This is a genomic window from Polaribacter sp. 2305UL8-11 (assembly GCF_058147165.1).
Genome location: NZ_JBYVJW010000018.1, coordinates 16310 through 38273, shown reverse-complemented (window position 1 = coordinate 38273; position 21964 = coordinate 16310). Strand labels below are relative to the sequence as shown.

The 21964-nt window shown below is 30.7% G+C and carries 24 protein-coding genes; 3 read left to right on the top strand and 21 right to left on the bottom strand.

Annotated elements, in window-relative coordinates:
- Nucleotides 1–145: 145 nt before the first annotated feature.
- Nucleotides 146–475: a YegP family protein gene (locus ACY2RW_RS14940; protein WP_490123542.1), complete on the bottom strand. Its 330-nt coding sequence runs from the start codon at nucleotides 473–475 to the stop codon at nucleotides 146–148.
- 88 nt (nucleotides 476–563) lie between these two features.
- Between ACY2RW_RS14940 and ACY2RW_RS14935 the strand changes: the two genes are divergently transcribed.
- On the top strand, nucleotides 564–1853 hold the full coding sequence (locus ACY2RW_RS14935) for a hypothetical protein (protein ID WP_490123541.1): 1290 nt from the start codon (nucleotides 564–566) through the stop codon (nucleotides 1851–1853).
- A 333-nt stretch (nucleotides 1854–2186) separates the two neighbouring features.
- On the opposite strand, the gene ACY2RW_RS14930 is transcribed toward ACY2RW_RS14935, so the two are convergent.
- The 6 genes from ACY2RW_RS14930 to ACY2RW_RS14905 form a co-directional block, all read right to left on the bottom strand.
- A complete protein-coding gene (locus ACY2RW_RS14930; protein ID WP_490123540.1) occupies nucleotides 2187–2663 on the bottom strand; it encodes a hypothetical protein in 477 nt (158 codons plus the stop codon).
- A 37-nt stretch (nucleotides 2664–2700) separates the two neighbouring features.
- Nucleotides 2701–3576, bottom strand: coding sequence for a leucine-rich repeat domain-containing protein (locus tag ACY2RW_RS14925; protein ID WP_490123539.1), 876 nt, complete (start codon nucleotides 3574–3576; stop codon nucleotides 2701–2703).
- Between the two features lie 6 nt (nucleotides 3577–3582).
- Nucleotides 3583–4506 carry an RHS repeat-associated core domain-containing protein gene (locus ACY2RW_RS14920; protein ID WP_490123538.1) on the bottom strand — a complete coding sequence of 308 codons (924 nt, stop codon included), beginning with the start codon at nucleotides 4504–4506 and terminating at the stop codon, nucleotides 3583–3585.
- A 106-nt stretch (nucleotides 4507–4612) separates the two neighbouring features.
- Nucleotides 4613–5269: a hypothetical protein gene (locus ACY2RW_RS14915; RefSeq protein WP_490123537.1), complete on the bottom strand. Its 657-nt coding sequence runs from the start codon at nucleotides 5267–5269 to the stop codon at nucleotides 4613–4615.
- 35 nt (nucleotides 5270–5304) lie between these two features.
- The gene (locus ACY2RW_RS14910; protein WP_490123536.1) at nucleotides 5305–6114 is read right to left on the bottom strand and encodes a DUF8758 domain-containing protein; all 810 of its coding nucleotides are present in this window, start codon (nucleotides 6112–6114) and stop codon (nucleotides 5305–5307) included.
- Nucleotides 6115–6125: 11 nt separating this feature from the next.
- Nucleotides 6126–7010 carry a DUF488 domain-containing protein gene (locus ACY2RW_RS14905; RefSeq protein ID WP_490123535.1) on the bottom strand — a complete coding sequence of 295 codons (885 nt, stop codon included), beginning with the start codon at nucleotides 7008–7010 and terminating at the stop codon, nucleotides 6126–6128.
- 119 nt (nucleotides 7011–7129) lie between these two features.
- Between ACY2RW_RS14905 and ACY2RW_RS14900 the strand changes: the two genes are divergently transcribed.
- A complete protein-coding gene (locus tag ACY2RW_RS14900) occupies nucleotides 7130–7945 on the top strand; it encodes an HNH endonuclease (protein WP_490123534.1) in 816 nt (271 codons plus the stop codon).
- A 29-nt stretch (nucleotides 7946–7974) separates the two neighbouring features.
- Here ACY2RW_RS14900 and ACY2RW_RS14895 read toward each other — a convergent pair whose 3' ends face one another.
- The 3 genes from ACY2RW_RS14895 to ACY2RW_RS14885 form a co-directional block, all read right to left on the bottom strand.
- Nucleotides 7975–8871 (bottom strand): tyrosine-type recombinase/integrase, encoded by an 897-nt coding sequence (locus ACY2RW_RS14895; RefSeq protein WP_490123533.1) that lies wholly within the window; start codon nucleotides 8869–8871, stop codon nucleotides 7975–7977.
- Entirely contained in the window at nucleotides 8858–9796 is a 939-nt protein-coding gene (locus tag ACY2RW_RS14890; RefSeq protein ID WP_490123532.1) for a tyrosine-type recombinase/integrase, read from the bottom strand. Before ACY2RW_RS14890 ends, ACY2RW_RS14895 begins: the two co-directional genes overlap by 14 nt.
- Nucleotides 9797–9927: 131 nt before the next feature.
- Nucleotides 9928–11457 carry a hypothetical protein gene (locus tag ACY2RW_RS14885; RefSeq protein ID WP_490123531.1) on the bottom strand — a complete coding sequence of 510 codons (1530 nt, stop codon included), beginning with the start codon at nucleotides 11455–11457 and terminating at the stop codon, nucleotides 9928–9930.
- Between the two features lie 142 nt (nucleotides 11458–11599).
- Between ACY2RW_RS14885 and ACY2RW_RS14880 the strand changes: the two genes are divergently transcribed.
- Nucleotides 11600–11989 (top strand): helix-turn-helix domain-containing protein, encoded by a 390-nt coding sequence (locus tag ACY2RW_RS14880; protein ID WP_490123530.1) that lies wholly within the window; start codon nucleotides 11600–11602, stop codon nucleotides 11987–11989.
- Here ACY2RW_RS14880 and ACY2RW_RS14875 read toward each other — a convergent pair whose 3' ends face one another.
- From ACY2RW_RS14875 to ACY2RW_RS14825, 11 genes are all read right to left on the bottom strand, one after another.
- Complete coding sequence (locus ACY2RW_RS14875; protein ID WP_490123529.1) at nucleotides 11990–14434, bottom strand: hypothetical protein; 2445 nt, start codon at nucleotides 14432–14434, stop codon at nucleotides 11990–11992.
- A 3-nt stretch (nucleotides 14435–14437) separates the two neighbouring features.
- Nucleotides 14438–14998, bottom strand: coding sequence for a hypothetical protein (locus ACY2RW_RS14870; protein ID WP_490123528.1), 561 nt, complete (start codon nucleotides 14996–14998; stop codon nucleotides 14438–14440).
- A 16-nt stretch (nucleotides 14999–15014) separates the two neighbouring features.
- Nucleotides 15015–15650: an HIT family protein gene (locus ACY2RW_RS14865; protein WP_490123527.1), complete on the bottom strand. Its 636-nt coding sequence runs from the start codon at nucleotides 15648–15650 to the stop codon at nucleotides 15015–15017.
- Between the two features lie 435 nt (nucleotides 15651–16085).
- Nucleotides 16086–16988 carry a relaxase/mobilization nuclease domain-containing protein gene (locus ACY2RW_RS14860; RefSeq protein ID WP_490123526.1) on the bottom strand — a complete coding sequence of 301 codons (903 nt, stop codon included), beginning with the start codon at nucleotides 16986–16988 and terminating at the stop codon, nucleotides 16086–16088.
- A gap of 3 nt (nucleotides 16989–16991) precedes the next feature.
- The gene (locus ACY2RW_RS14855) at nucleotides 16992–17432 is read right to left on the bottom strand and encodes a hypothetical protein (protein WP_490123525.1); all 441 of its coding nucleotides are present in this window, start codon (nucleotides 17430–17432) and stop codon (nucleotides 16992–16994) included.
- Nucleotides 17432–17797 carry a DUF2958 domain-containing protein gene (locus ACY2RW_RS14850; protein ID WP_490123524.1) on the bottom strand — a complete coding sequence of 122 codons (366 nt, stop codon included), beginning with the start codon at nucleotides 17795–17797 and terminating at the stop codon, nucleotides 17432–17434. Before ACY2RW_RS14850 ends, ACY2RW_RS14855 begins: the two co-directional genes overlap by 1 nt.
- A gap of 6 nt (nucleotides 17798–17803) precedes the next feature.
- Entirely contained in the window at nucleotides 17804–19273 is a 1470-nt protein-coding gene (locus tag ACY2RW_RS14845) for a type IV secretory system conjugative DNA transfer family protein (RefSeq protein WP_490123523.1), read from the bottom strand.
- A gap of 130 nt (nucleotides 19274–19403) precedes the next feature.
- Nucleotides 19404–20102 (bottom strand): hypothetical protein, encoded by a 699-nt coding sequence (locus tag ACY2RW_RS14840; RefSeq protein ID WP_490123522.1) that lies wholly within the window; start codon nucleotides 20100–20102, stop codon nucleotides 19404–19406.
- Complete coding sequence (locus ACY2RW_RS14835) at nucleotides 20099–21193, bottom strand: hypothetical protein (RefSeq protein ID WP_490123521.1); 1095 nt, start codon at nucleotides 21191–21193, stop codon at nucleotides 20099–20101. Before ACY2RW_RS14835 ends, ACY2RW_RS14840 begins: the two co-directional genes overlap by 4 nt.
- Before the next feature lie 2 nt (nucleotides 21194–21195).
- Nucleotides 21196–21375 (bottom strand): hypothetical protein, encoded by a 180-nt coding sequence (locus ACY2RW_RS14830; protein WP_490123520.1) that lies wholly within the window; start codon nucleotides 21373–21375, stop codon nucleotides 21196–21198.
- Nucleotides 21376–21438: 63 nt separating this feature from the next.
- Nucleotides 21439–21915, bottom strand: a complete 477-nt coding sequence (locus ACY2RW_RS14825; protein WP_490123519.1) for a hypothetical protein — start codon at nucleotides 21913–21915, stop codon at nucleotides 21439–21441.
- Nucleotides 21916–21964 lie beyond the last annotated feature (49 nt).

Sequence of the window (21964 nt, the reverse complement as noted above, 5' to 3'; positions counted from 1 at the left end):
CTAAAATACATTTTTTTCTATTAATTCTTTGGAATAAGAATTATGAAAACTTACTAATAAAATTAACTATCTGTACTTTTTTAAGTGTAAAAAAAGGAATATTCACAATGAATATTCCTTTGATTTCTTATAATTAAGATTGTATTTAACTCAAATCATCAACTGAAGCATCTGGTGCATTGCTTTTAACTGATGCAATTCCATTTTCCATTGCACTCTCTGAAGAATACATCTCACTTGTTCCAATTACCTGACCATTGCCAGCTTTTAAATTAAAATATGGTGAACCTCCTTTAGATTCCAGTCTTTCATATCTTGAATCATCTGGAGCATTTTTTCTTACGGATGCAATTCCGTTTTCACAACCTGTTTTATTAGAATACCCCTCACTTGCCAATATATTTTGACCATTTCCTGCTTTTAAACGAAATCGATACTCTTCTTTTTTGTCTTTGTAAATTTCAAATTTTCCCATGAATGTTTTTTTTAATTAGAATTCTAAATATAGAAAAAAATATTCAATCTTTATTTTCTATTTTAGCTTTTGAAAAAGCTATGAGAAAATGTACAAAAGAAATTATCACCCTTTGATAATTCTGCTATATGTTAGTGGAATGTTGGATGTAAAACAAATTCGTGAATTACCCAAAACTACCAAATACAATTGGAATCAGTTTAAACACGAAAACTATTATGGGAATGATTGGGTCTCACCTTATATAAATCAGTTTGAAGATATAAAAACCGTTTTTGCTTCTACTTTTCTCTTTAAATCATTGCGGTTTTTAATTGAGACTCGAAAAGGTTATCTAAATATGTTGCAAGAATTTTCTCATAACAAGCAATTATTGAAATTACACGCTGATAAAATTATTGCCTCCATTGAAAAGATGAAATCTTTGGCAAATATGAATATTAAAACTGCTTGTAAATATTATGGAATCTCTAAAGATTGGTATTACAGTCAGAAAAGAAAAATCATTTGTAATATAAGTCCGTTTCAAAAATGTTATCGTCAGCATCCAAATCAACTTACAGTAAAAGAGATTTCTAGTATTGAAAATCTAGTCATTGATCCTACAAACTATGGTAAAACAAAAGTAACGTTGTATTACCAAGCTTTAAGAAATGATTTGATCTTTTGTGGAAAATCTACGTTTAACAAATACGCTTCTGCTTTAGGATATATAAAACCAAAACGATTTAAATACCCAAGTCAAAAAGGATTAAGAGCTTCTCGTGTTTTTGAGTGGTTGCATGTAGATATTACCATTGTAAATACCATAGAAGATGGCGCTCAAAAAGTAGCTTTTGTAAAAGATAATTTTTCTAAAGGAATTTTACATTATAGTTCGACTAGCGGAAAAGTTGGAAGTGAATTTATCAAAAATCTATTTGCTGAAACTTTTGTGAAATACAATTTATTAAATGCCATTAAACCCATTAACATCTTATCTGATGGTGGAAGTGAAAATAAAGGAGAACTCTTATCTTGGATTCAAAATATTCAAGCACCTCCAGTGGTTACCAAAATAACAGCACAAACCAAAGACTTCCCTTTTTCTAATTCGATGTCCGAAAGTACCCATAGTATTTATAAAACTGAATTTCTACATGGAAAATATTCTCTCAATGAGAAATCTCATTTAAAAGATTTAGAACGGTTTGTTGATTATTATAATCATCATAGATACCCAACTGATTTATTTGGATTGACACCTTTTGAAGTTGTAAATGGTAAAATTCCTGATAAAAACCACTTTAAAGAAAAAATACAAGAAGCTCGTAAAAATAGAGTAATAGTTAATCAACAATTTAATGATTGTAAAATTACTCTTGCTTGTAATTCTTGAAAAAGCTGGTTATAGAACAAAAAACCAAAATCTTTTTAACGAACAAAACGAATTTTCGTTAAATTTTAGAAATAAAAAAAGGATATCCAATTTCTGAATATCCTTTTTATGACTATGATTAAATTATCAGTTGAAATTTAATGTCTATTTCTTAAACCCTTATCATTACTGAAATGTTCCAATTTTGGAACCCTTTTGTCGCGGTTTAAAGTAGCGAGTGCCGCGAGTAAAACGAATTTTCGTTGGATTTTAAAAATACAAAAAGGATATTCATTTTTTGAATATCCTTTTTGTATAATTAATATAATTGCAAGATTTTATTTTGAAATAAAATTATTTTCTTATTGAGCCTATAATTTTTTTTGAGATTGATTCCCATTTATCTAAATCACTCGTTTTACAATTAAAAGTACCTAATAGTAATTTTCCATCTAATACAGTTATAAACATTTTATTGTAGATTTGAGTATCTATTGCTTTCGAGATAAATTCTACAATAACATAATTAGATTCATTTATCTTAGTTTCTGAAGTATTAATTATTGACACACCAGTAGTTCTAGATAATTGAGCTTTTATAGCATCTTTAACCTGTGAGAGTTCATTCTCTTTTAGTGAATTAGCCGTATGATTAAAGGCAACATTTACACTTCCTTTAGCATTAGTATAAACTTCGTTAGGTCTATTTCCAACATTCGGATATTTCACTAAAAGGGTCGCATCATCCATCAAAATGAAATTTGAAGGTAGCAACAAACTCAACTTATTACCTAAAACCTTACGCTCTTTAAGCTCCATATCGAATGACATAAAAATTATAGATAAACAAATTATAGTTAATAATCTCTTATTTTTGGTTAAGCTTATCAATTTCTTCATTTTTATAATTATAATGTTTACGGTTTTCAAATGCTACTTTATCAATACCTATACATGGAGACATATCTCCGTCAGATATTTTAGTATTACCCCAAAAATCAAGCCAATTTAATTTTTTTAGATTTTCTATTGGTTTCAGAGATTCTATCTCTTTACAGTTATTCAACCCTAGTTTGTTAAGAGCGTATAAACTTTCAAAACCATTTATTCTTTCAATTTTAGAACAATTTTCTATTTCTAAAGTTAATAAAGTATTTCTTAAGCAATCAATACCTTTTATAGACTCCAGTTTTTTCAAGTAACTTAATTCTAAATTAGTAATACCCAAATTTTCTATCCCTAATAAAGTTACTATAGACGAATTATTTAATAAAAGCTCTTTTAAACTAGTAAGATTTTTAATTTGACTTAAATCATTAGCTTTAAATTTCCTTAAATGTAATCTCTCTATAGACTTGCACATAAAAAGGTTTTTCATCTTAGAATTCCAATCAATAGAACAATTTTTAAGTCTTGAGAAGTTTTTAAAATCTATTTCGGATGATATCTTCTTGGCCGTAATATTAAGGTTTAATAATTCTAATTCTTTTAAAAAATGTAAGCCTGATATATCAAAATTATCTTCATAACAAAATAAATGTACTTTATTAATAAAAGGACAATTTTTCAACCAGTCTAAATTTTTTAATTTATATCCTTCATAGGTTTTAATCACAATAGTTCTTACATCGTGTTTGTATATTTTTTTAATAATATCTTCAATATTATCTGTGTTAATTTCAATATAACTATTACCAAATACATTGTCAGACTTCACCTTTATTTTTTGGTTAAAACTAATCATAATTTTTTAATTCATTTTAAATTTCTTTCCAGTAGTTACATTTTTTGTCATTTCTCCTGACCTTTTTGACCCTATAGGATTTCTTTTATTTAAGAGATTATCTATACCACCAGCATCATTAATTTTCCTTTGCTCGAAAACTTCTCTTGATGTCTTATTTCCCTTGACTTGAGTAACTTTGACATCAACAATTTCATCGGATTTAAACTTAGCAGATTTATTATGCTGTTTTAATCTTTTACCGATATCTTTAGACTGTCCAATATATTTTTTACCACTTTTAGTAGTAATCTCATAAACACCAGAAACTCCTTTTACTTTTTCTATTAGTTTTTGTAATTTCTTACTATACTTATAAACTTTTCCTAGCTCACCAACGACTGGAATTATTGCTAATGCACTTATAGCAGCATTTTCATAATCTCCATTGTATAAGTAAATTCCAGCATTTATTGCATCAGCAGCTTCACCAATAACTGGTATTGCACCGACAATATCTAAACCTCCTTGAATCCAACTTAGCCATCCACTATTATTTGAAGATTCATTTTTTGTAACTTTAGCAACAATAACAACTTCATCTAAAGTACCTCCGTCTACATCGTCAGGATCAGGGTCAGGAGTAGTATCTCCAATAACATCATCTCCAGTTAAGGCATCACTAACCATCATTCCGTCAGGATCTATATAACGTATAGGATTGTTCATCGTATAGTTATATGGACTCCAACTTTCATACATATCAGCTAATGGGTCTTGTGTAGTCCAACGTGCAGTTGCTGGATCATATCTTCTAGCTCCATAATCGTACCAACCAATATCTAAATCTTCATCAAGTTCTTTATTATTGTAACCATAAGGATGATGAACTCCGTTTATTACGTTATTGTAACCCTTATGTTTCAACCCGAAGGGATAGTAACTACCCATCTTTTTTGAGGGCTTTATCTCTTTTTTACGATGTATTACTCGTAGTGGAGATTCATTAATAATATGTAATTGGAAACATCCCATAGCTTTCCAAAGTTATAGAAATTTAATCGTTTCCATTTTGCAATCTTCTTTTCTTTTTCATAAGCTCAATATACTCTTCATCATTGAGAACTTTCAATTCTCCATATTTATTACTCAATCTATCACCATAATGGTCTAATAAGATTAAAGCAGAATCTAATTTTAAATTGCTATTTCTAGAAAAACTAAAACTATAATCTTTATTTTTAATGAATGAATAATTAATACCATAATCTTCTTTCAAAAAATTATAAATGGTTTTATATACAAAAAAAGAATCTTGCTTTCGATTTAAAACCTCTTGTAGATTTTTTAAGAGATTTTCTTTTTCAAGAGCCTTTTCTTTATAAAGCATTGTTTTGCTTTTGTACGAAATTAAAGAATCTATTAAATTCAAATTTAGAGTAGACTGCTTATTTATTCTTTTAACTAATTCCTTCGCAGAGTATTTTTCTCCGTCAACATAAATAGATGATTCTTTGTAGATAATTTTTGGATTAATATCTCTAGCAGTAACAAAATGTAAAGTATCATTTACTTTGCCTATATTTATTGTCCTCTTCTCTCTTGGAACCAAATAATCTCCTATTCTAGGAAAAATGTAAGTCAAAAAAGCGGTAATTATCGCTGTTAAAAGAGCAACTTTCCATGGGCTGTACGTTTTGTTTTTTGAGTTCATCTTTTTGCTCTTAATCCTAATTATTGAAAAACTTATTAAAATAAATCCAACTTGATTTGTGTTTCAATTTTTGGTGTAAAAGTTCCAATAATAACAAATGGATTTCTACCTGTAAAATGAAAACGTTTTGTTGTACCTAGGAACAGATATAAGTCTTTAGTCTTTGCAAAATCATCTATATATTTTTGCTTAACCTTTTCGCAGGCAATTTCTTCACTACCGTATCTTCTGAGGCAATTCCAAAAAAGTTCTCCTGTTTCCCAATCCTCAATCATCAACGTACTTTCTCTTCCATTAATATCTTCAAACTTATATGAAAATTTATATGGTAATTTTTTTACTACCTCAAATCCGTTATCAGTAGTTTCAAATAAATTAAATTGTTTAAGACTTGCTAATTTTTTTTCATCCCATTCACGCTCAACTTCTTCTATCAAGAAATTAATTATTCTAACTGGTTTAAATACAGCTAATGATGTTCCTATTTCTTTGTTTTGAGCTTCAGTAATTAGCTTAGTTAAATCAGTATGGACATTATTTAAAACAATCTCTTTTCGTTTAGCCCAATTTCCTTTGGTATCTAAACTATCAATTTTAATAAAATGTGTATCTGCAGTTTTTGGGCGAAAACTCTCAGGTCTAAAGTCTGATTCATTCTTTACTAAATCTACTTCTACCCAATCATACTTTTTGTATTGATCTCTATAATCTTTCTTTCTGTATTCAACAGGGTAGATTCTAATCCATTCTCCATCTTCAGTGAACCCAGCAGTGCATACAAGCTCGTCATACTTTGTTGATAGTGTAGGGTAAGTTTTTACTGTAATTAATATTTTCTTTTTCACAATAGTTTAATTTACAAACTCTTCTGCTCAATATCCCAGTCTTTAAGTTTAGACAATTCTTTAGCAACAACTCCTCGGTGACACATGCATACTTCTTTTTCAAAGCACGTAATAGCAACTCTTTTGTGCTTGTAACACAATTCCTTTAATGTATTAAGATACTCTTGATTTGATTTGAGGGTAGTTTTCTTGTAGTTGTCAAATAATCTCTTGTAATCAACCATAGAGTTTAATTCTTTTCTTTCTTGAGACTCAATACCAAGTTGAGGAATGTGCATAAATTTTATACCAATACTCTCACATGCATTTTGCAACTGGCTTTTGGAAAAACCATACTTCATACTAAACGAGTTTTTCCTCACATCTACGAGCAATCTAACATCATTGATAATGAGCTTATTTAAATACTTTTCTAAGCTAACCCCTTCATAACCTATGTTAAAAAACATTTGTTCTGTATAGGTTCTTTTCTGAGCATTTACTTTTTCTTGTTCCTCTTTAGTTAAAACCTTATCTGCAATCTTACTTTTAGTTGCAAAGAAAGGATACTTTCTATATGTTTCTTTAATTAAGTCCTCCGCTTCAAAATCTTTATAAAGATTATAAGTAGCAATCAACGAAGCTAAGTCTTCTCTTTTTAGAAGACTTTTATATTTGGTAGTATCAGTACATACCCAAGTTTTATTATCTCTTTCAACCATCCCTAGTTTTACCATTGTTAGCAAGTCTTGGTTTGCTTGGAAAGAAAAACAACCATATTTATATGGTACAAAATCAAACGCTTTCTTCTCTTGTTTTCGGGTAGCTAAAAATAAAAGCTTCTGGAAATTTAAATTATCTAAACTTCCTCCAAACTCTTGTATGAGTGCCAGTAAGTATTTTCTTCTATAATACATTTATGAGGTCAATATAGGGATTTTATTCTTTTTGTTAGTTAGTCGACATTTCTGCAAATCTACAAAAGTACTTCTGTATAGTAATAATTATCTTTGAAAGATAATTATTACTTTGAGCTATGAAACGTTGTATATTCTGTAAGTGCAATTCTGAAAATTCTAAAAGTGTTGAACATATTATTCCTGAATCATTAGGAAATAAAGACCATGTTTTGCCTAAAGGCATTGTATGTGATTCCTGTAATAATTACTTTTCAATTAAGATTGAAAAGCCATTACTTGAAAAATCTTATTTTAAGAACCTCAGACACCGCAATGGTATCAAAACAAAAAAGAATAGATTAGTTCCTGAAAAAATAGTATTTCCACAATCTAAGAAAGGATGGGAGAATGTTTGGTTAGACATGGATGAAAAGAGTATCATATTTGATAACAATTCATTTATGGTAAATCAAATTATGAGCGAGGGTAAATTACATATGATAGTTCCTATTATTTCTCCTATTAAAGAAAATGATCCAATAATTTCAAGATTTTTAGCGAAAGTTTCATTAGAGACTCTTGTTATGAAAGCTCCAAAATATCAAGAATGGATAGATGAAATTATTGATAAGAAAGAGCTAGACAAACTTAGAAACTATGCTCGTTATGGGAAAGGTAGTCTATGGAAATATAATCAACGAAGAATCTATAGCGAAGAAGATAGATTTAGCGACCCTGTACACCATCCTGAACCTTATGAAATATTACATGAATTGGATTTTCTTTACATAGATAATCAAGTACTTTATTTTATTTTAGTTATAATGGGAGTTGAGTATGTTATTAACTTAGGAGGTTCCGAGATTGAACTCTACAAAGATTGGCTGAAAAAAAACAACAATGAATCTCCTATTCGTCGATTTTCAGAACATATGATAAAGAGAAAAGAATAGTATTAATAAATTTAATTTTTCACAAAAAATTAGTTAATCGGATGCAAAACTTCAATAACCTCTTGTAGACTTTCAAGGTCGTCTTGCACATAGCGTTCAGTTGAAGAAATATAGCGATGTCCTGCCATATATTGTACTTTTCTAATATTGTAATGACTTAGCCAATAAGTAAGCACAGAAGCCCTTATTTGCTTTAAATTTTTCACTTTGTGATTGAACTTTTTAAGTTCTTTAGCTAGCGTGTATGTAATGTAAAATCTATCGTCTTTTATCGGAAATAAAGCCTCATTGTGGCAGTTTATTTTTTCTTGGAGGATTTCTCTGTCTTTTTCTAAATAACGAAGCAGTGGCAACATTTGTTGGGATTTTAACACTAGGTTTCTACTGTTGGTTTTACGAGTACTTGGAATATAAATAGTTCCTTTTTCTATGTTGATGTTTTCATATCTCAATGATTTAAGTGCTGTTGCATTTAATCCTTGATAAACGATAAACCCAGTAATTACTTTGTTGCGAATCGCAACAGATGAACAACTTGGAAATTCTATACGTTCCGTGTTGTAACTGTAGTATAAATCTTCGAGTTCAACATAATCTAAAAGGTTGTGATTTAATGTTCTTTTGACTCCTCTAATATTCATAGTCTCCATTGGGTTATCTCCTCTGTAGTTTTCATCTATTAAATAATTAAAGAAAATCTTTAGTGAACCTACTTGATGCTTGGTACTACTTTTAGAGATGGTTTTTCCGTTTTTTGATCGTTGCAGGTATTTTACATATTCCAAACAAGATTTGTAATCAATGATTTCTACGTCATAATTTTTCTGTTCACACCATATTGCAAAAAAAGATTGATAGCGACCATAAGAAATGATGGTAGTTTTTGCATAGCCTTGTTGAAATAAATAATCTTTATATGTTTTCATAATCAAGAGTTTTAACAATATGTGTATACACTTGGGTGCTTTCCAGTGATGCATGACCAAGGAATGTACTGATAGATTTTAGCGGAACTTTATTCTGCATTAAATGCGTTGCAATACTATGACGAAGTGTATGTAATGTAATTTGTTTTTCTTGTATTACTTCATTTTCTGTTGCTGTAATTATTTCCTTTAAACGATTGGCTAGTGTTAAATCACTCATACGTTTTCCATAATTAGAAAGTAAAAGTGCATCTGTTTGATAATTCTTTAGAAAGTCTAATCGTCCTTCAAAAATATATTCCTCTAATACACTTAAATTGTATTTATTAATTGGAACAAATCGTTCCTTATAATTTTTTCCTTTTCTAACGTATATACGCCCTTTTTCAAAAAGTATATCTTCAGTATTAATGTGTATTGCCTCGTTTCGTCGGAGTCCGCAACTGTATAGCAAAACCAATATGGCTTTATCTCGCATTTGAAAATGAGTTGCCATGTGAGAAATACTACAGGCTTCAAATAACTCTTTTACTTCGTCTTGAGTAAGAATAACTTTGTTTTCTTGGTAGTTTGTTTTTTCTCCTTTTAGATGAACACCAAATTTGATATTGCTTTTATGTTCTTTTAGATATTTGAGAAATAGTTTTAATGCTTGTTGGTGCTTATTTAAAAAAGCTTTGGAAAGTGAACCGCCACGTCGTTGGTTGCCACGTTGCGATAAATGATTGTAATATTCCTTTACCATTTGGGTAGTGATTAATGAAATATCTTGATGTCCTTTTTGCTCTAAATAATAGAAAAATTCTTTTAAGTGATTTGGTAGATTGTAAACCGTAGAAGAAGCGTAACCAAACACATCTAACCAGTTCTTATAGCTATCAATTAACGTAATAAATGATGTGCTTTTTAGTTGTAATTTTTTCATACCTACCTTATGTTTTAATTTTTGTGGCGAGTTAGCCGTTACTGTTTAATTATCAGAACGTTATCCTCGCCATTATGCAAGTGGCGAACCAGTGGCGCACTGGAGGTGGCGAATCGCCACAGATAAAGCATTTAGCTGGCTTTTTTCTGTATGTTTTGTAAACATTCATCTAATGAATTGTTAATCTGTTCTTCCAAATTCTTGTACTCATCTACATCAACAATTTCATAAGAAAAAGAACTGCCGTTAATATCCTTACGTCTTGTGATATATCCTTCTTGTAATAACAAGTGGTGGTATCTGCGTAATGTACTCTCGGCAATTCTCAATTCCTTACGAATCTGTTGATTCGTAAACACTTCCTCCTTTTTCATCCCTAAGTAAGCTTTCAGCCTCTCAAGGTAATTTCGTGTTGCTCCATTCAAATTATCTGACTTAAGAAGCAATATGGATTTGATAAGTCTATTGGCTTGTCTAATATCTTCGATACTCGTTTCTATATATTCCTCTCCAGTATGAATGTCATACTTTTTTTGTCTTTGATGCTGACAGTAGAAAGTGATGGCTTCAATAAATTGTAAATAATGGGCATTGGTTCGTCTTGGTTTAAACACTGACCGTGGGAGTACAAGGTATTCAGCATAAGGATTGATAATTCTAATTGGTTGTAACAACCTCTGTACATTGCGGAGAAGCTCCGCTGCTAATAATTCTTCATCTACATTTACCTTGCCCGAGGCGGCTCGCCTCTGGTAAGCCATGATGCGTTCGTCTTGTTCTTCGCTTTCATCAATATAAAGCAAGAAACTTCTATTGGAATTATCTTCATACACACTTTCTTGTGTAGTGCATCCTGCAACAGATACTGGACCTTCTACCGTTAAATTTTTGGTTTTTCCTTGTCCGCCAATTCCTTTCTGAACAACGGATTTTGTGATTTTCTTTTTGGTTTGTAATTCTCGAAGTGGGTATAATGTCTCTTCAGCACCATCTAAATCCTCTATTAAAATCAGTTTATTTTTTAACTCATTTCTTTTGAAATAATAAAGTGAATTAGCTGATAAACTCGTGAGACTTAATCGTTCCTCCTCTGGAATGAGTTCTGATACTTTAGATTGTAAATGTGTTTTTCCCGAGCCAGAGTTTCCAAAACTGATACAATTTAATGGATTATCCATTTTACGAGAAGTGAATATCAAATACATTAACAGTCTATTATCGTCTTCCCCTATAATTCCAGATTTGCCAATGTATTTGTTTGTCTTTTCTAATAAGTCTTTCGACTTTAGAAAATCCATTGCTGAACGTCTTTCTTTTTTTGATAGCAAATATTCTTCTGCTTCTTCGTTTTCTATTTGGTCTAATAATTCTAAACGATAGCTTTCTAATTTAGAAATCAATTCCTGCAATGCTCGTCTAATTTTCGAAGTTCCTACTTCTAAATATTCAGCTAGTTTTCTAACAAACTTTTCTACAGCATTTGCATTGTATAAATCAATACTATTACGAAGTGCATAAAATTCATCTTCTATTCGATTGACTTTTAAGGTCACTCGCATACGGTCAAGTCCAAAAGTGGTAAGCCCACCTAGAACGTGGAAGTCCAAAACTTCTGTTTTGAATTTAAAATGGTTTATATTCGTAGTATCTAGTTGATTCATTTTTTGATTTAACTTTTAAAACATCATATTACACAATTATTATTTTCAAATATAAACATAAATGTTTATATAAATAAATAAAACTTGTGTTTTTTGGTTTATTTAGGTTTTTGACCTATGTTTGTGGTAAATAATTGAAGAAATGGACACAACACAAGCTCTTTTACTAGCTAACATTAAACGTATACGTAAGGAAAAAGGACTCACACAGAAAGATGTAGCTGAAGGCTGTGGAATGCTAGTTCCAACCTACTCAAGACTAGAGAGAGGCGGCTCCAATCCTAGTTTAGCTTCTATTGTTCGTATTGCTGATGCTTTGAATATAGAAGTAATAGAATTATTTCAATCTTCAGAAATTAAAGATAAATCGGTAGCTCAAAAACTTTCTATGGTTAGTGATTTATCTGAATACAACAAAAATGTAGTTACTATTCTTTTAGATTCTATCATTGAAAAAGATAGGGTCGAGAAATTACAAGATGTGAAGATGAAATCTAGATTGGCTGAATTAGAAAAAATTCGGAAGAAATAATTACAATTCTAACTTCAGTTGATCAGGATTTATATTATTTAAACTTATTTTATTAATCTTAATTTGCAAACTATCTTTCTGATATTCAATACTAAAATCAAGATTGATTTGTTTTTCAATTTTTATATTAGTATTTATTTTATTTCCTTTAGGTGGAATCAAAGGAATTTTGAACACTACCTTGTTTTTGCTAAATGTTTTACTAATGTTAATTAAATCTGTTTTAAAATTCTGATTACTAATTACTTTATTTCCTATTTGACTCTCTTCTTTAATTAAAGGAGTATCGGTAGTCGAAATCAAGTAAAAACCTTTTTCAAAACCTCCTTTTTCTTGTCTTTTTTCTTTAGCGATATTAATAATCTCTTCAAAATTTTCTCCCAACAGAGAACTCAAAGAGATTAGTATCTCATAGAGATCAGCCATTTCTTCAAGAATATTATTTTTGTCTTTCTCCCTAAATAACTCATGAGCCTCTTCAATTGCTTTTCCTTTTAACATTTCAACTAATAAATCTTTAGGTAAAGATTGAATTATTGGTAACTCACTATGTGATGATATCTTATCAGGAATTAAATCTCTAACTAATTTATTAAATGAATGTGTAGGGTAATCAATCTTAAATGGATCAGTACATTTTATTTTAACGTTTAATCTTTTTAAAATATAAAAAACATGTGAGAGGATACTACCTTCGAGGATCAAAGGAATATTATTTTTTGACAAATATTCTCCAATCTCCATAATAAACTTGTTATTCCTAATGTGTTTAGGGTTTAATTTAAGTTTAACAACAGTATCTTTCGAAAGTCTAATTTGTTTTAAAGTATTTAATTCCTCAGGTTGAGAAATTATAAAAGTTTTTTTTGGAAAAATAATTTCTGAAGCTACAAATGTAGATTCAGGAACTTCTAAAGTGTAATACCATGGTAATACATCGGGATAGCCTGTAGATTCATCAACTCCAACAAAAAACATTATACCAACAGGTTTATTAAGCTCTCTTGCAACTTCATAAGAAAAATTTGCAATTTTGTTGAGTTGATCTTCTGTTAAGGAAGATCTCCAATCCCAGTCCCAGCCACTTTTGACTGCAATCCAATCACCTTCTATATTACAGTCTAAATATTCATGCTTAGAGTTAAGGGTTTTCTTTACTTCTCCAGTAGGTAGATTAACTTCAAAAGTGTCATATGGGAAACAGTGTAGTCCATCAGGAAGCCCCCATGTAGAATCAACTCTGACCCTATTTATATCTGGTTTTGCTAGAGTTAATGCACAAGCCCTTGAGGATATATAATGATGCATTAAAAAGCAAATATTATGAAAAGAAACACCTTCTTTTTTAAAATTTCTTAAAGTATTACCCAAAAACTCTTTACAATCTTCAATTAAAGAAATTGTTGTTGTTCTTGGTAAAAGAAAAGTATTTTCCATTTCATTACAATCTGTTCTTATTACAATGGGGTTTTGTAATAGTTTTTTTAAATCTTCCTCGAGTTCATTTGAAAAAATACCATCTACTATTTGATTAAATACTTTTACATCTTGAAGAATAAAGATATTACCATAGGGAAGCTCACATTTTTTAAACGTTTCTACACTTTTTAATTTCTTCCAACTACCATTAAATTCTGAAACTGACTTTAAAATATTATAAATCTCATCAGAAGTATTGACTTCATTATATTTCCATCTACTCCCTGGAGTTATACCATTAAATTTTTCTTCTGTATCTATTTGTACAATGTGTATTTTAGATTTTCCATAAACCCATTCAATATGAAACCTTTTATGCTCTTCTATAAACATCCCTGAAAATTTTCTTAAAATTTTCTCTATTCCTTTAGAGTTTTGGAGAGACATATCTACTTTAGAAATAGACTCTGATTTTTTCGACCTTATTCTATCAATATTTTTTTGATGGTTTATACTAGATTCTTCTATTTCATAAACCCATGTATCATTATTCCTTGAAACTCTTCTTTCGTTTGATAAGTGGCCTTTAGTTTTAGGTTTAATATAAATCTGAACTATTAAACTAATAGTAGATTCCTCTGAAAATTTATTTTTTTCAAAATCAAGATAGAGATTGTTTATAGTTTTCGTTAAACTGTTTTCATTTATCCCTTCTGAAATAACTTCACTAGAAAACATTCCTCTTTGGTTAATGTTTTCATCAATTCCGCTAGATCTTATAATGATTTCTTCTTTAGCGCCAAATACAGAAATAATCTCTTGATTTACACTTTTTATTTTTTCTTTAAAAGCATTATTATCGCTTTTACTTAATTTAAATAAATCATTAGAAATAAGTAGAAATTTTGGAGTATAATCTATTATTTTTAATAACCCTAAAGATTTAACTCCAAAGCTTTTTTTAAATAAATCTAAGTTTATTTGTTTTTTATGTAGGTCTGGATTATAAACAATTTCAAAAGACATATTCTAATCTTTAGAAGTTATTCCAAAAATAGAATTTGATACTTCGACTAATTTAGCAGCAGCCTTATCCGAAAAATATCCTGAAAAAAAGCCAATTACAAATGCTATACCTCTGTTCTCTAGTAAGTCTTTATCAAAAATCCTCAAAAAATTTGATAAAATAAGAATAGAAAAAATTAATGCAAAAGATCCGCCTACAATAGGAATGAACATTCTCCATGCTCTTCTGTCCGAGTGCCATGTCCCTTTTGCTACACAATGATAGGTCCACTTTAAACCATACAAAGCTCCTCCAAAAGTGCCTCCTAGCCAAGCTAGAAAATATGGCTCTATATTACTAAGTAACTCTATGTCTATTGAAAGGAAATTTGGAAAGATTTTTAAATAACAAACAACACACAATAATGGAGCAGATATGATAAAAAAAAATAAGTATATAAATTCAAAATTTATCCAAAGACGAGCTTTTTTAGGGTATTTTGATTTCCAGTCTAAATTTTCTCTACCGTCGGTTAAATCTTTATTACCGAAACCACTTGGCTTTTTCTCATCATTATTTTCCAATTTTTTAGCATTTTAATTAAACTAAGGAAACAGCTTCCTTTTTTAGTTTTTCTAAAGTTTTTTCAATATTTTCAATCATTGGATTAGATTTCCAATCGTATTTATCAGAAATTCTTAACTCATTTGCTATAACTTTTCTAAAAAACTGACTACCAGCTTTTTTACCTGAAGCAAAAAACTTTTCTTGATTAGGAAGTTCTAAGTATAAGTAACCATTATCTTTATTAATATTTTTTAAATCTTGGATTTTTGAAATACTTTTCCAAGTCATTGTAGAATCAAAATTTTCAGAGAGATTTAATAGATCCAAACCTTTTAGAGGAACTAAATGAAGGTGGAAATGATCTACTCCGCAACCAAGTACAGTTTTTTCATCGCAAGGTCCATGCTCAAAACTTGTAATCTCTCCAAATTCTTCTGTTAATTCTAACTTTACATTATTTCTAAATTCATTTAACTCTTCAATTAACTCATTACTTAATTGTGATAAAGACAAATAATGATCTTTTGAAAAAATTAAGACCCATCCTTCAACTAAAGAACCCAATGAAGGCACTGCAAAAAAGTTTTCAGTTTCAAACAAGGGTACATCCCAAACATTCTGTTTAGGATTGCTATCTACTATTGTACAAATTTTACATTTATTTATCATAAATCTATAAAGGTTAAACATTAATATAAGTCATATAAACTCACTAATGAGTATAACAAATTTAATTAAATTTTCCTAATTATTTTATATAAATCACAATTAGTCAAAGTTTGCTCTTTTTTGTCTGTCCAAAGTCATTTTCTGACTTATTGGACATTTTTTCAATTTAACGGAAGTCGCATTGCCATGCTTTTCCGACAAATCGAGACGACAACCCAATCACAATGACGTAAATCGAAAAAGAGATTTTCTTTTAGCGACATTGTGAGCAAGATTGCTTTTGAACAGTTCAGCGGAACATTTCAAAAGCAGTCTTGGCAAAGGAATTTCCTTTTGCATTACCTTTTTACAAAAAAGAAGACAGAAGATTTGATTTTCTTCTGTCTTGTTTTTAATCACTATTTAAATGCATTTTAAACGCAATTTAATTACAGTTTATCGTTCCAACTCCTGGTCTTTATCTTTGCTTAACTTTAATTTCTGAAGTTCTTTCAAACGATTGTGTTTAATTGTTTTTTCCATACTGATACGTTCAGGGTCAAAACCTAGGGTCTTTAAACGATAACGTCTATTGAATCCCTGAACACCAACAATCTTTCCGCCTCTGGAATACAATTCTAATCCAGCTTTTTCCAGTTCTTTGTAATATACTTTCTCTATTCTTGCTTTGGCAAAGACTTCAATTAGTTTGGATTGAATTTCTTGACGCTCGCTTGTTTTTCCTCTTAAATTCAGTTCTCGTTCTATATCAAGTGCTAGCATTTGTACTTTTTTTTTGGAATGATCTACTTTGCTATGTTCAAGTCCTAATTCCTTCTCTTGCCAAACCTCCATTCGTTTTTTAACGTCCTTAAATTCTTTTCTGGTTAATCGTACCGGCTTTCCTGTAGCAAATTCCAAGGCAGAAATCACATTGTGAATATGCAGATGGTCTTTATCTGAATGCATGGTGCTAATGACCATAGAATTTGGCGAACGCTCTTTAGCATATTTTCTAGCAATTTTTAAGAGTAGCTTTTTAGGCAATTTATCGGTGTCGGATTTATGAAATGATATTATCTCATGGTATGCACGATTTGCGTTGCTTCTTTTTATTTTTCTTTTAGACTCATTAGATTCAAACTGTTTCACCATATTTTTGATTCGTTTTTCTAAAACTTGTTGTTGTTTTACCAAATCCGTTTCTGCTAGTTGCATCTGCTTATCAAAATTTCTGTCACCTTTTACATAACGATTCATAATAAACCCCAATTCTTTTTGACTCTCCTTTGTCAAAATGTATCTAATGGTATTTTCTAACGCTATTTTTGATTTAATGGGCTTACTTTTTATAATCATCTTTTATAGATTTAAAATTTGTAAAAATGAATGTTCTAGTTGTTCTAATCGCTCTAATACATCAGAGATATCTTCTGTTTCTGTGGTATCTAATAGTTCTTCAATCAGTGTAATTAACTGCATCAGTTGTAAGTGTAGCTTTGATAAGATATCAGGATTATAAAAAAGAGTGCTTTCTGATTGTAACTCTTTATCAATAGTTTGATATAGAAATTCGGAGATACTTTGTGTACCTCTTTTTTTATGAATTTCTTGTAAGCGTTCTCTACTAAAACCTAGCGTAAATTCCTTTCGAATCTTACGCTTTTCTTTTCGGTAATGAGTGTAATATAATTTCCAGTATGCACGTTTTGCTTCTTTGATTTCAGCATTCGTAGGGTCAGAAACATCTTTAAAAGCTGTGTCTAAATATTGGTGTAATGATGTATATGTAAAAGATTTCATTAGCGTTCTAGTTCTTGTTCTTTGTTTGGTTTTAACGCCGTTAATTCCAATTTCCTGTTTTGAATTTGTTTGTTGGTTAATTCTTCAATAGTTTGTTCCTTAAAATGAATATCTCTTTCTATTTTAAGTCCAAAAGGACGGTCTATTTTTTCTAGTAGTTTGGGTGAGAAAAATCTCCATTCATTATAATCCAGTCCAACTACATAGCCATAACAGATGCCTAATACAGGACAATAATCTGTTGCATACCATGTTTGAGAACCCAAAGGATCAATAAATTTAGCAACAGCGATAGGATTCTCTTTTTCTGATTGATTGCCAATCTCTTCAAATCGTTCTTCTAATTCTTTTGTCATTAATTTCATAGCTATTTATTTAGTTTTAGTGTTATTTGATGCTTCTTTTCTTGTTATATATTTATCCAAAGGCAAATACTGCACTTGATAATTGAGTGTAGGTTCAGCCTGATAATCTTCAGGAAGTTCCATCTCCATCGCCTTTACAAACTTTCGGATTTTGTAATATGGCTTTACCTTGCAATACAAAGGTTTCATACCACCATTTGGAATTACAATCACTTTATCTTTGGGCATGGTTCTAATTTCTGAACCTGTCATAAGAGGTCTGGTACGCAATATTTTTTTGTCTTTGTCTTCGTAATATTGATAATCTCCCAAAGCCTTGGAGATTCTATCACACTCATCATTAAGTCCAGTCATATATACCTTACAGGCGTTATTTAAGATGCTTTTAGCATTGTACTGACCATAATTCTCATACAACTGATTCTCACTTTGTAGTACGCCCAGTATAGACATGTATTTTCTAGCATTTGCAATCACGTTTGAAAGGCTTGGTAATGGAATTGAACTCAGTTCATCTATCAATAAATACAAATCATTGTCGGATTCTTTTGGAATGGTACGGAACAGTTCGGTAAATAATTGCTCGAAAAACAATCCAAAAATGGGGCTGTAATAGTCCATATTGGAAATATTACAGTTTAAAAACAGCACAATTTTTTCTTCTTTCATAGCAGATATGTTGAAATTATCAATACTTGTAATGTCACATAGTGATGGGTCTTTTCCAATAAAGGATAAATGTGCAATTGCCGAACTGATAATATTTGCCTTGGTCTTATCGCTGTTCATTATGACACTCTTATAGGCTCGCCATTGATTTTCGGATGCTTTATCTGCAAAAAGTCCGTTAATGGCTTGTTCATTTCCTGCTAAATTTTCTAAAAGACGATATACATTGGCTATATTCTGATAAATTTTAGAAGTGTTTTCTAATAGAAATTCAATGAGTAAACTAATGAGTTCTATGGCTTTTAAATCCCAAAAATCAGACGATTTCTTACTGTTTTTTTTCACAAGCATGGTCGCTACTTTGGTCACATCTGATGGCGATTGTATTCTATGCAAAGGGTTGTAATAAATCGACTGTTCTTTGTTGTTTGGGTCAAAGTTGTACACTCTATACCCCTGATGGATAAAGAAATTGGTCAATTTTGACAATTCCCCAGATGGATTATTAATAATCATACAGGCTGGCTTTTTTGCTGTAGCAATTTTCAAAGCAGATGGAATTAAAAATACTGTCGATTTTCCGACTCCACTGGGCGCGAAACACAATAAATGTTCTTTGCTTTTTTTAGCGCTTAGAAACTTTTTTCCTGTGATGGACAGCCCATCATATCTTGCAGAAATGAGTTTGCTTTCTCTACCAAACTTAGCAGATAAGTTGTGTTTATCTCCTAGCATACTTTGTAGGACTCCATTTAAAAATTCCTCTCCCTTTTCCGAGATAATACTTAATGTATCTGTGATATTCATTTGTCTAAAAGTTGTTTGAATGCGTTATTAAATGCTTGAAGTAATAGCTCTGCTGCCTTGGAGATTCCATAGGCACAAATGAGAAAGAGCTTCCATATAAATTTGAATAATATGCCGAGTGCTTTCATTATTAAAATTTTACGATTTGTGAGCGAGTAATATCTAGTGTAGCTCCCCTAGATTCAAATAGCTTTCTGTATAAGGCTATCATAGCGGTAAATACACGATCTTCTTTTAGATTAGGCGTATACACAATATGAATTGCTATACCCGACAAGTCATCTGGAATTGCTGTTGCTTTTTCAAACCTTTCTTGGGTTCGTTCAGGATGCAATAACAATTGTTGTACATCCTGTTTTTTATACACGGAGAAAAAACTATGTTCTTTTAAATCTGCAAACAGCACAAGGGTTCTGCTTCCTCTTACCTTGGAAAGTTTATTTAGTTCATCAACTACCAATCTAAAAATCTCCGACCGAGGACTCAATCCTCCTTTGTAATTTGTCAGCGTGTCTTTGAACTGGGTTAATAAGCGTTTTCTCTTTCGTCTTCTGGTATCTTCATTGGAAAGAAAACCAATTGCTCCAGTGGAGAGTTGAAATCTATAACTCGGTGCATATCTGGTCTCGGCAACATAACGAAGCGTGATATTTAACCCATCGCTTGAATGTTCTTTTTTCAGGTAGCTTAAAACCTCTTTAGAAGTAGGTTTATAGCTATCTGCGTCGGTCAAATCTACAAGCACACTTAAATGTGTTGTTGTTGGTTGATGCTCTTTACATCCAGTGAAAAACATCATTAGAATCATGAATCCAATTATTTTTTTCATGATGTTACGGTTTTAGAATTTGCATGAATATGGTCAAAATAGGTTTCCAGTTTTGGAGGCTCCAATAAAAAAGCTTTTGGGCTGATTTTATCTTTGCGTCTAAAAAGGTTTTCAGAAACAAAAAGTGCTGCTGAAGAGCGATATTCGTGACAAACACTACTTTCGTAATGTTTTGCCATATTATTCATGTGTTTGATGTTCTCAATCTTCTGGTCCAATTCACTTGGAATTTCAGCAAGTCTATCGTTTACTGTTTTGAGTTCAGCTTCTACTGCTTTTAACTCTTGCTTTACCTTTTTGTATTTGGCATTACTCGCAATTTCAGATTTGAGTGGTTTGTATAATAGTGCGATAATTGCTCCTGCGCACCACATAGAAAAGTTGATAATGACAAAGGAAAATTCCGAGATACTGGTCAGTTCTCCATCTTGATTTTGCATATAGGAAACACGGATGGTATTTAAGTTCCATAAGAGGGCTAATACTCCTAGTACAATTGTAATTCCTAATCCCCATTTTAAAGGTTTAGAGTTTACATAGTTTAAAAGGTCTTTAAAAGAGTGAGCAATGACAAACAAAACGGTACATAATCCTAAACTTGCCACCAATGATGTGGCTTGATTGGGCGTAATAATCAACAAAATTTTATAGTTGACAGCAACTTCACCCACACTGAGTGCGATGAGTACAAGACGCCATTTATACACCCATTTTCTGATGATATAAGAGATGTCTGTAAGCCCTACAAGATCCTTTCTAATCAAACGGATGTCTTCTAAAAGCTCGTCTTTTTTCTTCTTTAATGCAGCAACTTCACGCTCATAAATTTCTATTAGATATGCTCCAGTTTGATTGAGTACAGAAAAAGCTCCAATAATTCGCAACACTTCTTGGAGTAGTGCGTCAAAGAGTCCTTTGATTTTTGGCATAAATAAAATTTGAGGGTCGTTTTGATTCGGTCTAGACTGCCCAGCCAAATCTTGAGCAAATGTTTTTACCTCTTTATTGATTTGAGGGATTCTTTTTGCAAATAATGTATCTGCTTTTTGATTGTAAAAACCAATGGTCGGAATGGTGTTATTTTTTTTCATCTTTATTTAGTTTTAGTATTTGTATTCTCTTTTATGTAATTATTATTCAAGTTTTGTTTTGGGTAGATTCTCATGGTTTGGATTGATAAAATTTTACATTTCTGATTTGGGTCTGCATTGTGCTCTTTTACAAAAGCATCTAATTTTTCTTGAGAAATCCAGTTGTAGTTTCTTTGTTTCATTTTATATAGTTTTAGGTTAAGAAATAGAAAAGCACCTCCCGAAATAGGAAGTGCTATATAATGTTATGCTACAAGCTGTGCTTGCAACCAAAGAAAACTGTCGTTTTGAGGTTTAAAACGAAGTACGGTGTCGGTAATCTTTTGTGCTTTTTTTAAAAGCCAAGGTTTACGGTCTTGATCAAAAACTAATTGTGCCAATTTGAATTTGGTAAAAGCCCTAGAGAACAAATAACGAATGTCTTTTATTTTAACATTTTCTTGATAAGCTGTTGTAGCCATGTCATCAAAAAAATCATTCGCGTATTCTAAATTTTCAATATCATTATCTTCTCTAAATTGATACGAGTAATACCTTCCGTACAGATATAGATAGGTAACTTTATGTTTTGGCACTAACTCATCAGAGTCAATCTTGCTTAACATTTCAAGCCCAGCATTTCTGTATCTGGAGGTTTTAATTAATGATTCAATTGCTGTTAGACATAAATCTGTCTCTTTGAAATTTTGAGCATTTTGCTCTGGAGTGTTTACTTTTTTCATCTTCTGAAATTTTAATTAATGATTAATTATTTTCAGAATCCGATTAAGA